This window comes from Chloroflexus sp. (assembly GCF_056331925.1).
The window spans coordinates 16,147-28,785 of sequence record NZ_JBWGQH010000020.1; the positions used below are offsets into that span (position 1 = coordinate 16,147).

At 56.4% G+C, this 12,639-nt stretch carries 10 protein-coding genes, 1 tRNA gene and 1 pseudogene; 7 read left to right on the forward strand and 5 right to left on the reverse strand.

Features of this window, described 5'->3' with window-relative positions:
• Positions 1-56: 56 nt before the first annotated feature.
• Complete coding sequence (gene metK / locus AC01ZF_RS11595) at positions 57-1,268, forward strand: methionine adenosyltransferase (RefSeq protein WP_015942249.1); 1,212 nt, start codon at positions 57-59, stop codon at positions 1,266-1,268.
• Positions 1,269-1,360: 92 nt separating this feature from the next.
• Positions 1,361-2,227: a YitT family protein gene (locus tag AC01ZF_RS11600; protein WP_424675549.1), complete on the forward strand. Its 867-nt coding sequence runs from the start codon at positions 1,361-1,363 to the stop codon at positions 2,225-2,227.
• Between the two features lie 15 nt (positions 2,228-2,242).
• Here AC01ZF_RS11600 and AC01ZF_RS11605 read toward each other — a convergent pair whose 3' ends face one another.
• Positions 2,243-2,563 (reverse strand): hypothetical protein, encoded by a 321-nt coding sequence (locus AC01ZF_RS11605; RefSeq protein ID WP_424675548.1) that lies wholly within the window; start codon positions 2,561-2,563, stop codon positions 2,243-2,245.
• 171 nt (positions 2,564-2,734) lie between these two features.
• On the opposite strand from AC01ZF_RS11605, the gene AC01ZF_RS11610 reads away from it, so the two are divergent.
• On the forward strand, positions 2,735-2,872 hold the full coding sequence (locus AC01ZF_RS11610; protein WP_424675547.1) for a hypothetical protein: 138 nt from the start codon (positions 2,735-2,737) through the stop codon (positions 2,870-2,872).
• On the opposite strand, the gene AC01ZF_RS11615 is transcribed toward AC01ZF_RS11610, so the two are convergent.
• From AC01ZF_RS11615 to AC01ZF_RS11625, 3 genes are read right to left on the reverse strand one after another with little or no spacing between them, the layout of a single operon-like run.
• Complete coding sequence (locus AC01ZF_RS11615; protein WP_424675546.1) at positions 2,869-4,095, reverse strand: alanyl-tRNA editing protein; 1,227 nt, start codon at positions 4,093-4,095, stop codon at positions 2,869-2,871. The genes AC01ZF_RS11610 and AC01ZF_RS11615 overlap by 4 nt on opposite strands.
• Before the next feature lie 24 nt (positions 4,096-4,119).
• Entirely contained in the window at positions 4,120-5,001 is an 882-nt protein-coding gene (gene truB, locus AC01ZF_RS11620; RefSeq protein WP_424675545.1) for a tRNA pseudouridine(55) synthase TruB, read from the reverse strand.
• A 12-nt stretch (positions 5,002-5,013) separates the two neighbouring features.
• Positions 5,014-6,006, reverse strand: coding sequence for a DHH family phosphoesterase (locus AC01ZF_RS11625; RefSeq protein WP_428131587.1), 993 nt, complete (start codon positions 6,004-6,006; stop codon positions 5,014-5,016).
• 920 nt (positions 6,007-6,926) lie between these two features.
• Here AC01ZF_RS11625 and AC01ZF_RS11630 point away from each other — a divergent pair.
• From AC01ZF_RS11630 to AC01ZF_RS11645, 4 genes and pseudogenes are all read left to right on the forward strand, one after another.
• Positions 6,927-7,576 (forward strand): annotated as a pseudogene (locus AC01ZF_RS11630) (Uma2 family endonuclease).
• 122 nt (positions 7,577-7,698) lie between these two features.
• Positions 7,699-9,153, forward strand: coding sequence for an Asp-tRNA(Asn)/Glu-tRNA(Gln) amidotransferase subunit GatB (gene gatB, locus AC01ZF_RS11635; protein WP_424675543.1), 1,455 nt, complete (start codon positions 7,699-7,701; stop codon positions 9,151-9,153).
• A complete protein-coding gene (locus AC01ZF_RS11640; protein WP_424675542.1) occupies positions 9,150-10,196 on the forward strand; it encodes an SH3 domain-containing protein in 1,047 nt (348 codons plus the stop codon). The genes gatB and AC01ZF_RS11640 overlap by 4 nt, the downstream gene beginning before the upstream one ends.
• A gap of 51 nt (positions 10,197-10,247) precedes the next feature.
• A tRNA-Leu gene (locus AC01ZF_RS11645) sits at positions 10,248-10,333 on the forward strand.
• A gap of 667 nt (positions 10,334-11,000) precedes the next feature.
• Here the strand turns inward: AC01ZF_RS11645 and AC01ZF_RS11650 are convergent.
• The gene (locus AC01ZF_RS11650) at positions 11,001-12,620 is read right to left on the reverse strand and encodes an FAD-dependent thymidylate synthase (RefSeq protein WP_424675541.1); all 1,620 of its coding nucleotides are present in this window, start codon (positions 12,618-12,620) and stop codon (positions 11,001-11,003) included.
• Positions 12,621-12,639 lie beyond the last annotated feature (19 nt).

A 12,639-nucleotide genomic window follows, 5' to 3' on the forward strand; every position in this document is an offset into this window, starting at 1 on the left:
GGAGACGGAGAAGTGCGCTCTGTTCCCCTATCTTAGAGGAAGAATAGGGGTTACGTATGGCAAACACCTTCATGAATTCGCCGCGTTTCTATTTCACCAGTGAAAGTGTGAGCGAGGGGCATCCCGACAAGATGTGCGATCAGATCAGCGACGCTATTCTCGATGCCTTCCTCAGCCACGATCCCAAAGCGCGGGTCGCCGTCGAAACGGCTACAACCACCGGTTTGATTGTTGTTTTGGGTGAAGTGACCTACGAGCGAGGGTATATCCCGATTGAGGAAATTGTGCGCCGCACGGTCAAAGAGATCGGCTATACCAATGCCGAGTACGGCTTTGATGCCGATACGTGCGGTGTTATGGTCGCCATTCACGGTCAGTCGCCGGATATTGCGATGGGTGTCGATAAGGCGCTCGAGGCAAAGATCGGTGCGATGCAGGATGATGTCGAAGCGGTTGGGGCCGGTGATCAAGGGATGATGTTCGGCTTTGCATGTGATGAGACGCCAGAACTGATGCCGGCGAGTATTGCGCTGGCGCACCGCCTCATCCGCCGGCTCGAGCGGGTACGCAAAGATGGTACATTGCCGTATCTGCGCCCCGATGCTAAATCGCAGGTCACGGTCGAGTATAGCTTTGGCAAGCCGGTGCGCGTCGATACAGTATTGATCAGTAGTCAGCATGCACCTGATGTCACCCAAGAGCAGATCCGGGCCGATCTGATCGAGCATGTGATTAAGACCGAGATTCCGGAGGCGTGGCTCGATACGCAGACCAAAATCTTCATCAATCCGACCGGCCGTTTTGTGATCGGTGGTCCGATGGGCGATAGCGGGTTGACCGGACGCAAGATCATTGTTGATACCTACGGTGGGGTGGCTCGTCACGGCGGCGGGGCATTTAGTGGCAAAGATCCCTCGAAGGTTGATCGCAGCGCTGCGTATGCATGCCGCTGGGTAGCCAAGAACATCGTGGCTGCCGGTCTTGCTCGTCGCGTTGAGCTGCAAGTGAGCTATGCGATCGGCGTCGCTCGGCCACTTTCGCTCAGCGTCGAGACATTCGGAACCGGTACGGTGCCCGATGAAGTCATCCTCAAGGCGATTAACGAGGTGTTCGATCTGCGACCGGGTGCTATCATCCGTGATCTCGATCTGCGTCGCCCGATCTACCGTAAAACTGCGGCGGGTGGGCATTTTGGTCGTACCGACATTGATTTGCCGTGGGAGCGCACGAATCGAGTGGAAGAGCTGCGCCGCGCCGCCGGGTTGTAAAGTCTATCGGTAGGAGTTTGGGCGCGAAGACGCAACGGTGTTACGAACAAGACGCCATTGCGCCTTCGCATTTTTTGTTGATCGGGTTTTCTATGCAAACACAGTCGCGCTGGCAACGATTTGCTCGGACAATCTACGACTATGTGCTGCTGACCGTTGGTGCGTTGCTGAGTGCAACTGCTGTGCGCTTTTTTTTGGTACCGAATCAGGTTGTCACTGGTGGTATCACCGGGGTAGCACAATTGCTCAATACCTTTCTCGGCACACCGGTCGGTGCTGTGGTGTTAATCCTCAACGTACCCCTCTTGATCGCGGGCTGGCGGTATCTCGGAGGGGCTGTGTTCGGTATCCGTACTTTGTATACCGTTGTCGTGATGTCGTTGGCGATTGATGGTCTAGCTCCTTTTGCTCGTCCTATCACCAACGATCCACTTCTGTACAGCCTCTACGGAGGGCTGATCGATGGTCTAGGGATTGGGTTGGTGTTGCGCGCCCGTGGTACGACCGGTGGTAGTGATATTTTGGCTCGTCTCATCGAGCGCCGGTTCGGGATTCAGCCGGGCCGTAGCTTGCTCAGTTTCGACGCACTGGTCTTTACTGCGGCCCTCTTTAGCTATGGGCCGGAGAAGATCCTTTATGCACTGTTGGTAGCGTTTACTGCCAGTCGTGCCATCGATACCGTGCTTGCCGCCGGTAAAGGCGCACGCCAGGCATTGATCATCACCGCCAATCCTGACCCGATCCGGCAGGCGATACTCCATCGCCTCGGTCGAGGGATTACCGAGCTTGAAGGGATCGGTGGTTACTCCGGTGCGAAGCGTGCTGTCCTTCTGTGTGTTGTGGCCCGCACTGAAATCGGTTTTCTCAAGAATGTTGTGACCACCGTTGATCCTGCGGCGTTTGTCATTATCGGCGATGTTGACGAAGTCATCGGTGAAGGATTCCAACGACCGACATGACGTAACAAGGTGCAATCACGCCTTCATCGGTATTTCAAACTGCGGCGCCGGCAGCTCGATGACTTCACCGGGCTGGCCGTCGCTCGGCAGTGGTGCGTGGGCCGGTTCGGCAACTGTGGATACGCTCACCTGCGGCGCCGGCAGCGCGACGACTTCGCCCGGCTGACCGTCACTCGGCAGTTGGGTGTGAGCCGGTGTAGTGGCTAATGGACTCGTGATTTGTTTCTTCAATGGCAATGATCGTGAATTGTACAACGAACAGGGTCGTGCCGCTCGCGTGATAAACGATGGTGAACCTAATCCGCGTAACGACAGAGATTGCATCGTCCGGCCCATAGTTGTCTCCCCATAACAAAAAGTCATGCTGTAATGTTGCGGCAGAAATACCCTACCTGTCCGTACATGCCTGCCACTGCACGGTCTGGATCGCACATCAGGGAGCATCATTGCTAGTTGTCGTCGCCGGACATTGGGGCGCAGCATTGCGCCGAGCAGAGGGAACTTTAGATGAACCCAGCCTATCAAAGCTACCAACCGACACCGCACTACGTGCGGGGGCCATTGCTCTGGCTATCTGTGCAGGGTATCCGAATCGGCGTTATTATAGCAGAAGCAGTTATCGCAGTGTTAGGTCGGCAGCGTTAGGCTCGACTTGCTCGCTCTACCATTGCTGCCAGGGCTGCTGATAGTACTTCCGGTTGACCACCACCGCCTTGAGCGAGATGCACCTGACCGCCACCGCGTCCGCCGAGCACGGTCATACCGGCAGCGAGAATCTCACGGGCGTCGGCGCCGGTATCGGCGGCACAAGCGACGACGATCTGTACACGTTCTGTACCGCCGGCCACAATGGCAATTCCACCTGGTAATTCGGCGATGAAGCTGGCAATGGTGCGCAAGCGCTCAATACCGGCAGTGGGAAGGGTCACTGTAACGATCCGTCGCCCATCGACCGGTGGCGTCTGGGCGTACCATTGTGTTGCCCGCATTGCATCGAGTTCGCGTTGCGTTTGGGTGAGTTCACGCTGCAAAGCCTGTTGCGTCTCTTGTAAGCGAGCAATAGCTTGCGGTAGTTCGGTCCAGCCCACGCTCAACGCTGCCGCTGCCCCGCGCGCTGCCCGATCGCGTTCGTGGAGGGCAGCAATCACCCGCCCACCGCAAACAAACTCCACTCGGATCATCCCGCGCTGGCGCGACCATCCCAAGATTGCAATTGCGCCCACTTCACCGCTGCGTGCCGGATGGGTGCCACCGCAGGCAGAATGGTCGATGTCACCAATGCTGACGACGCGCACCTGTTCGTTCACCGTCGGTGGTTTACGAAGCGGGATGTGGGCCAGTTCGGTCGGTGTCACAAAGCGGGCCTGGATTGGAAGATTTTGCCATATCGCGGTATTAGCCCATGCTTCTGCCGCCCAAACCTGTTCGTCGGTGAGGGTAGAGATTGCCAGATCAATGGTGACAGTGCGCTCGCTCAGATGAAACGAGGTGGTCGGTGCGTTGCACGTAGCAATGAACGCAGCAGTCAAGATATGCTGACCACAGTGCTGTTGCATGTGATCAAACCGACGTGCCCAGTCGATCTGGCCGATAACGCTATTCCCCACCGCCGGTAGTGGCGCATCGCCGCTCAGAATGTGCCACACGACACCATTGTCACTCTGCACATCATGCACCGCCCAGCGTCGGTGGGTGTCGGCATTGGTCAACCAACCGCGGTCGGCAGGTTGCCCACCACCTTCAGGGTAGAACGCACTGCGGTCGAGCGCTAATGCAGGCCGGCCACGATAATCGCCGACGGCGACAACACGGGCCGTAAATTGGGTGAGATAGGAATCATCGTAGTAAAGGCGATTGGTAGGTTCCATAGACGTGTTCTACCTGCACATCTATCAACGATGACGAAAAACTTTCACCGGTTGCCACCGCTCGCCGTCACGCCGCAGCAGGGCAATGAGCTTTCCATCGGAATCGTGAGCGCGAGCACGAGGAGCCGTTGACTTGCCGGCGGGAATTGACATACCGTGCAGAATACGGTGTGTGTTGGCTTCATCGAGTTGCACAAGCGGCCAATCGAGCAGGGCCGTCTCCGGTGGTAGCAGATGCCGCATAACCACTTCCCGATCGGTCAACGCTGCTAGTGGTATTGCGTGTTCAAGTCGAAACGGGCCGGTGAAGGTGCGTTGTAGCGAGGCGAGATGTCCACCACAGCCAAGCGCCGCGCCAATATCACGTGCCAAGGCACGGATATAGGTGCCCTTACTACACTCGACAGCAATCGTCAGATCGGGCAATGCTACGGTAAGCAGATCAAGCCGTTCGATCCGTACCGGTCTGGGCGTTAATGTTACCTCGTTGCCGGCGCGCGCTAACGCATACGCGCGTTGACCATCAATGTGGAGCGCCGAGAAAGCCGGTGGTTGTTGCAGAATATCACCGCGAAAGCGGGTTAACACCACCTCGATAGTCTCCGGCGTGAGGTCGGGAACCGGCTGCGTCACCAGCGGTTCACCATCGGCATCGTCAGTCGTCGTCTGTATACCTAACCGTACCACACCAAGATAACCTTTTCGGGTATCAACCAACTGATCGAGTAGCCGAGTCGCGCTCCCCAAAGCTATCGGCAACACCCCCGTCGCCATTGGGTCGAGCGTACCGGCGTGGCCTACCTTCACTGCCCGTCCGACCAATCGTCGCACGCGGGCCACAACGTCGTGTGAAGTCAGTCCGGCCGGCTTATCGATAATCACAAACCCCGCTAAATCGGTCATCATCTTACCGCAATCTTACCGCAGTACCGACTTGCGCAACACCGGCAGCACAGCATCAACCGCTTCGGCTAAGCTCATCTTGAGCGTTGCCCCGGCTGCTTGTCGATGCCCACCGCCACCCCACTGCTGGGCTACTGCTGCTACATCAATGCCCGGTATCGAACGCAAACTGATCTTCACCGTACCATCGGGTCGTTCACGAAACAACACACAAGCACGCATCCCGGCTACACGCTGGAGACGGCTGACCGTATCATCGGTTGCCGCTTCGTCTGCCTGGGTTACCCGGAGCATCTCTTGCGTAACGACTGTCCAGAAAATGCCATCTTCTTGCTGCAAATTGGCCATCGCCATACCGGTCAGCCGCAGTGTTGCCGGAGGAATAGAGAAGAAGACGGCATTCACCACGAGTTCTTTATCGGCGCCGGCCTCCAATAACGCAGCAGCACGTCGTAACGTTTCCGGTGTCACCGTCGGCGTCTGAAAGCTCTGCGTATCGGTCATCATCCCAAGAAACAGACAGGTGGCAGCATCGGGCGACAGCGGCCATTCCAGCACCGTAAAGAGATCGAACAACACCTCTGCGCATGAAGAGTCGTTGGCTTGAATTAGACTGACCGTGCCACCACCATCGTTTGTCGCATGATGATCGACAATCACCAACGGGCGTGATTGCAACGTTGCGGCGTGTTCATCGTAGATCGCACCGGCGCGCGACAAATGCGCCACATCGACCATCCAGATGAGGTCGCAGTCGGGCAACGGATCACCGGAGCGATAGACGTGTAACTCTGTGAAGCCGGGCAAGGCCGCACAATAATCAATTGGCGCCGAAGAAGCGAGTGCTACCGTCTCTTTACCCAATGCGCGTAACACATGCATCGTGCCGAGCAACGAACCGATCGCATCACCATCAGGGTTAATGTGGCTCAGCAGTAAAATCCGCTGCGCATTTGTCAATACTGCCCGGATGGGTTCGGCAGCCTGGTGGGAGCTTGTGAACATCATCATCCTGCTCTCAAGAACGTGCGCAAAAGCGCACACGGTTTCTTTCCCACGAACGCGATTCTATCTGACGGGTGTAACGTTTCCGTCTGCATCCGAAACTGCTCTGGATGCAAGGTTGAGTGTTGTGGTGTGATCGTCAGGTATGTAACGCAAAGACGCAGAGGCCGCAAAGAGCCCATCAAGGCTTGACGAGAAGCCACGCGCAATGGTCATTAGTCCTTACACCATCTCCTGCTCAGGAAAGCAACGCTCCTGATTCAGAACTCAACCTTTCGCAACTGTTGGTGGTGACCTGCTAAAACCGAACCGTGCGAGCCGGTCACAACAATGCGCGCTCATGAACATCGTGACTACGCACCAATCGATGGTATTCATGAATTCAAGCAAGCGGTTGTGCGTGGCGCTTCAGCCACCACCAATTTCTGCAACGAACGCATATATGCACGACCGTTGGCAACAACCAACGCTTCGCGTCTCCGTTGTTGATTGGCGAGGATTGGCTTCTGTGCAGTGCGAGTAATGCGCAACAAGATACAATTAGCCGTATCGGTTCAGATACCGGAGTGCGCATGTCGATGAATGCGCGTAATTCGGCGGACAAGCGACGATTGCTGTCCGTTCGTGCAACGGGAATCGGTCACTCTGCACGCTCCATCGCGGCAAGGGTTGTGAGCGAAATCCCTAGCAGCTTCACTACATTGCCAGTGCTCATGGGTGTTTTCCATAGGTACAATTATACGTTATCCCACACCATTGTAAATGCCGGATGTCGTCCTCCTTCCTTTTTCTCTTGTTGCGTTCTATACACATCATACACTACTGTTGACAGATGATGACGCGATTGGTACGCTCTCCTGATTTGCACCGACACCGAGGACGTAGTACAATCAAACAAATGTTCGCTACAAAGGAAGTGGATGATGACGAGCCAAGTAGTTGCTTCCGTGCCGATCGTCTACCCAGAAAGTGACGGCATGCTGATAGCGGACAACACTAAGTAGTTTCATGCAATCGTCACCATTCAGGGGAATCTCGATGCGATCTTTCGTGAACGGGCTGATGTCTTCGTTGCCGGCGATCTGCTATGGTATCCGGTTGAAGGTCGCCCTGATATTCGCCGCGCACCTGATGTGATGGTCGTTTTCGGGCGACCAAAGGGTGACCGTGGCTCATACCGTCAGTGGGAAGAAGATAACATTGCGCCGCAGGTGGTGTTTGAGGTGTTGTCACCGAACAACACATTGACCGAAATGGCGGCGAAGTTGGAATTTTACGATATGTACAGTGTCGAAGAGTATTATCTGTACGACCCCGATACCGGTGATATGAGCGGCTGGCAAGCGACGTGAGGGTCGCTTGAGGGTCATTCCTGAACTTGATGGCTGGAATAGCCCGCGTTTAGGTATCACGTTTCGTCGCACTCCCGAAGGTTTTCGCATGTACTGGCCGGATGGTCAGCCGTTTCTGAGTTTCGTTGAACTACAAGCGCGGGCCGAGCAAGAGCGGCAACGGGCCGAACGCTTGGCTGCTAGTTTGCGGTAAGCTGGGCATAAACCCTGACGAGGTTTGAAGCAACAACATCATTGTAGCGTATCGTTGTGGGAGATATGCTACATCGGAGTTGTAACCGTCGCGCAGTGTAACCGAAAAACGGGTAGAATAAGGGTAAGCTAACATTGCGCGAGGAACGTTATGCCGGAATACATTGCAACAATTGGTCTTGAAATCCATGCTCACATTCTAACCGCTTCCAAAATGTTTGACGGTTGTAGTACCGATTACGCCGGTGCGCCGCCGAATACACGGGTCTCGGTGGTAAGTCTTGGTCTACCCGGTGCGCTGCCGGTGCTCAACGCCCGTGCCGTCGAGCTGGCAGCACTCTGCGGTCTGGCGCTGGGTTGTCGGGTAAACGAACACTCGGTCTTTGCCCGCAAGTCATACCCGTATCCCGATTTACCCAAAGGTTTTCAGATAACACAGTACGATGAGCCATTGTGTAGCGATGGCGCGATCGAGATTCGCACTGCTGCCGGCGAAATACGTCGTATCGGGATCGAACGTCTGCATATCGAAGAGGATACCGGTCGCTTGATCCACAGTCCTGACGGTTCATCGTTGATCGACTACAACCGGAGCGGGATGCCACTGATGGAGATCGTGACGCGGCCCGATATTCGCACGCCGGAAGAAGCTCGTCTGACCTTCGAGAAGATTCGCCAGATTTTGGTCTGGATTGGCGCGAACAGCGGTAATCTCGAAGAAGGTGCGTTGCGTTGCGATGCCAATGTGAGTGTACGCCGCGCCGATTCGGATCGGTTTGGCGCTAAAGTAGAGATCAAAAATATCAACTCATTCCGTTTTGTCGAGCGAGCCCTGGCGTATGAGATCGAGCGTCAGATCCGTATCTTGGAAGCCGGTGGCGTTGTCGAGCAGGAAACGCGCGGCTGGCGTGAGGATTTGGGCCGTACCGAGGGTCAGCGTTCGAAAGAATATGCGCACGATTATCGCTACTTTCCCGAACCCGATATTCCGCCGCTGGTGTTGTCACCGGAGTGGATTGCTACCCGTCAAGCCGAATTGCCGGAATTGCCCGATGCACGCCGCACGCGGCTGATGGAATCGTATGGTTTATCTTGGCAAGATGCCGACCTGCTGACCCAAGAACGTGCCATTGCCGATTATTATGAAACGGCTGTCGCCGCTGTGAATCGACCCGATGGGGCAAAAGAAGTCGCAAATTGGGTCCTGAATGAGGGTTTTCGCTTGCTGAACGATCGTGGCGAACCGGCAACGGCATTGATCGAGTGTATGCCGGTTCATCGATTAGCAACCCTGATTGAGTTGGTGCAGCAAGGCACAATTACCCGTGCCGTCGCCAAGCAGCTCTTTGAAGAGGTCTTCACGACCGGCGCCGATCCGGCGGCTTTGGTGACCGAGCGTGGACTGACGCAGATCAGCGATGATGAGGCACTGCTAGAAGCGGTACGCGCAGTGTTGGTCGATGAGAAGGCGGAAAAGGCAATTGCCGAATATCGAAAAGGAAAAAAGACGGCTATTCAGTTTTTGGTCGGTTTGGTGATGCGGGCGACGAAAGGAAAAGCGAACGCCCAACGGGTGCGTGAGCTGTTAGAAGCAGAACTCGGATGACACTGACGGGTGATGAGTCAACGACAATTAACCCGCTGACGCTGATGGAGTCGGCGCGCGAGAAGTATACGCTGGCGCGTGCGCGCCGTGAGATACCCGAGTTGGCATTGCTCAGCATCCACGGCGCGATTGAGGATACGCTACGTGCCCATCTGCTTCGGATCAATTCACCGGCAGCACTAGGCGCGTTCTCCGGTGTGCTGGCCGCGATGCAAGCACTTGACCGCCAGCCACTGAGCGCCGAAGAGGTCGATGCAGTGCAGCGGTTACACCGATTACGCGGCCGAATTGCGCGTGGTGAGCATTTGGCTGTGACCGGCGAAACATTGGCTGCCTATCAGCGTTTGGCGACGATGATCTTGCCGCGTTATGGCGTACAAGCCTTACCCGTGACCGAACCGGATCGGCCACGGTCACGGCCTACCCAGCCCATACGGTTGCAAACGGCGCTTCCCAATGATGAACCGGTGCATGTACGGTTGCGTGATCGCCACGCTGCGTATGACGAAGCACGCCGTGTGCGTGCGCTCGGTGATCAAGCATTTGATGCTGAAGTACGTAAGCCGCTGGTACCGGGTTGGGTTGCACCAACGTTGATCATTGTCAGTATTTTTATCATCGGTTTGGCAATGGCGCTCAGCCTACAAAACCCAACCGCACCGGTTCCACCGCCGTCTGTGCCAATTGCGAATCCTTCATTGGCATCGACTGCGTCGCTGAGTGATATGCCGACGGTAGCGGCAACGGCTGGGCCAGAGGCAACGGTGGTTGGAGAGCCACCTGCAACGGTTGAGCCGTCGCCGGCGGCTGACACATTGGCAGTCGGGCGGATAGCAGTGGTCAGTGATGGCATTCCGGCGCTTAATTTGCGTGCCCAGCCCGGTCTCAGCCCCGATATTCCGGTATTGCTGGTGTTAGAACCCGGCACACAGGTTGAGATCTTGAGTGGGCCGGTCGAACGCGATGGGTGGGTGTGGTGGCAAGTGCGTAGTGCCGGGATCGAGGGTTGGTGTGCAGGTGCTTATCTACAGGTACGACCGTAGCGTGATCTTGTATGCGGTGTGCAAAGAATTTGCTATAATAGAGGCGTGATCGCCGGAGTGGCGAAAAGGCAAACGCTGCGGTCTTAAAAACCGCTGGGGGAAACCCCTTACGGGTTCGAGTCCCGTCTCCGGCACCACGGTAGGGGCACAGCAGCGCTGTGCCTCTATCGGTATCCTTGGGTTGTGTGCTCGCTCTCCAGGTCGGTGGCGAAAAGGCAAACGCTGCGGTCTTAAAAATCGCTAGGGGAAACCCCTTACGGGTTCAAGCACCGTCTCCGGCACCAGTATCAGAAAGCCTTAAAACACCTTTGGGTCGATCCGAACGATTGGCCCGAAGGTGTTTTATGGAATCGCCATCGAACGCGCTGCGTCGAGGTCTAGCGCAGCTTAGTGGCTCCTAAGCGTCGTGATGACTGTGGCACGGAGTGCCAGCTCATTGAGTGCGCCAAAACCTGCGCAATCGCTGGAAAACAATGCCGCACTCACCTAGTCCACCCTACCGAAGCCGGTTTCTCCGATATACTGGGTGATGCCGTTAGCGTGGTGGTTGCATAGGGCTATGCTTAAGTCGCTGCTGGGAAGTACGGCCTACGCATCATCAGCGCCAACTCGGCTAACTCTATCGAGGTCGCTTCTTTTGATCCAGAGATACGCTTATGAAGTGGAGAAGAGTAAGGGTGGGGTACAGTTTACCGCGAAGGGGCGCTGAAGCGCAGAGGATGAACCTGTTCCAAACCCTTTGCGACCCTCTGCGTCCTCAGCGTCTTTGCGTTCCATCCTCTGCGCCCTTTATGGATCCCGGCGTTACCGTCCCTGTCGCTTCTGATCAATCCGTTGCTCGGCGGCAAGCCGTTCGAGGTCGTAGTCGCTGTGGTCGACAAACCGCATCCCGGCAGCCAAGGTCGGATGCACTGCACTAATAGCCTGAAACATCAGTTGCGCAATCCGGCGGTACGACGGATGGCCCTGTCGCGCACTGCGCAGTTCAATCAGATGGTAGGCTTCACGGAGATTCAGCTTGATGCGCCAGCGCACCCGGAAGGCAAACGGAACTGCGTATTGCGCCTCGTGCGGAAACTCGCGTTCGAGGTCGGAGACTAGGTCGGCTGCTTGTTCTAGCGCAGCACGGTAGCGATCGGCAACCCCGATCAACTCTAGCTCCGGTGGGGTCACATAGCCATGGGCCACGGTGAACCGCTGTCGTTCTTGGGTCAGGATCCGATGACGTTGGAGATCGCGGTACGCACCGATGTCGGCGAGGATATCAAACGTGTAGTGCGGCTCCTCAAAGGCGCGACCCGGTCGGTAAAAACGGCTGGCCCGGTCGCCGAGAGCGGCCATGATCAAGGCATGCCGTTCGTCTGCCGATAGTTCCGCCACTCGTTCGCGAATAGTGTCCAGCGGAAGGTCAAGATGCGGATAGAGGATAGACGCGACGAGCTTTGTTTCAGCGTGCGGGTCATACTCGACCAAGCGCACCGTCATCTCTTCATCTTCCGTCGGTGCAAGATTGAGCTGTGCAGCCAACGTTGCCACCTGGTCGCGTGTCGCCGCCAGATATGCGGCATACGCTTTACCACGCTCACTCCTGGCCCGCTTCACAAATGCCGGAATCACATAATCCAGCTCGGTCTGGATCGCCTCGCTCAGCGCACGCGCTTCGGCGAACGGCGCGGCAGCCAGTTTGATGATCACGTACTCAAACGCGCGCCCATTGCCAAACAACCCAACGTTGGTTTGGGTCGCCATCGGCAACAACCCGCGCAACAGATCGAGCGCCTTCGCCTGAATCGCATTGCGGTACGCACGTGGGGTGGTCGCTTCGTCACGGGGGAATGTGGCTTGCAGCCAGGCTTGCACCGGGTCGAGCAATGCGCTATACGTCGCGAAGAGGTTGTCCATCGTCGTCGTATAGCGTTCCGCGAACGGCGATGCCATCAGCACCGGCTCACGCAGATAGGGGTAGCCCGTCGGTCCTGGCAGGTCGAAGCGGACATAGCGCGTCGACTTTTCCAGTGGTGAGATGCCGATCCGACTATCTTCAAGTAGCTTCGCCGCGATATTACTGATTCCTTCGCAGGCGAGATGTGCGCCACCCAACTCGGCTACCGAATCATCACCGTACCCGATCAGGACTCGTTCGTAGAATGCCTCAGCCTGGCGTGTAGCCACGAGTTGGGCAGCCGGACTATCACCAACTGCCGACACAATCGCGGCGAAGCCCGATTCCGGCTCGGTAATGAACTCGTCAAGGAGTAAGCGGCGAAGGCTCTTCGTGCTGCGGCTATAGCGCGCAAAGAGCGCCCCCTTGACCACTTCCGGCAAATTGCGCAAACAGAAGATAGGCCGGTCGACATTGGTGACGAACGGCTGCAGCAGAGCTATCTCTTGCGGTGTAAAGTGTTCGTTGATGTGAGTGAACATAATTGCCTATGCTGTTCGT

What these genes read in the sequence shown, in the direction of transcription:
- metK (WP_015942249.1), top strand. Translation starts at nt 57, where the DNA reads ATGGCAAACACCTTCATGAATTCGCCGCGTTTCTATTTCACCAGTGAA.
- AC01ZF_RS11600 (WP_424675549.1), top strand. Translation starts at nt 1,361, where the DNA reads ATGCAAACACAGTCGCGCTGGCAACGATTTGCTCGGACAATCTACGAC.
- AC01ZF_RS11605 (WP_424675548.1), bottom strand. Translation starts at nt 2,563, where the DNA reads ATGGGCCGGACGATGCAATCTCTGTCGTTACGCGGATTAGGTTCACCA.
- AC01ZF_RS11610 (WP_424675547.1), top strand. Translation starts at nt 2,735, where the DNA reads ATGAACCCAGCCTATCAAAGCTACCAACCGACACCGCACTACGTGCGG.
- AC01ZF_RS11615 (WP_424675546.1), bottom strand. Translation starts at nt 4,095, where the DNA reads ATGGAACCTACCAATCGCCTTTACTACGATGATTCCTATCTCACCCAA.
- truB (WP_424675545.1), bottom strand. Translation starts at nt 5,001, where the DNA reads ATGATGACCGATTTAGCGGGGTTTGTGATTATCGATAAGCCGGCCGGA.
- AC01ZF_RS11625 (WP_428131587.1), bottom strand. Translation starts at nt 6,006, where the DNA reads ATGATGTTCACAAGCTCCCACCAGGCTGCCGAACCCATCCGGGCAGTA.
- gatB (WP_424675543.1), top strand. Translation starts at nt 7,699, where the DNA reads ATGCCGGAATACATTGCAACAATTGGTCTTGAAATCCATGCTCACATT.
- AC01ZF_RS11640 (WP_424675542.1), top strand. Translation starts at nt 9,150, where the DNA reads ATGACACTGACGGGTGATGAGTCAACGACAATTAACCCGCTGACGCTG.
- AC01ZF_RS11650 (WP_424675541.1), bottom strand. Translation starts at nt 12,620, where the DNA reads ATGTTCACTCACATCAACGAACACTTTACACCGCAAGAGATAGCTCTG.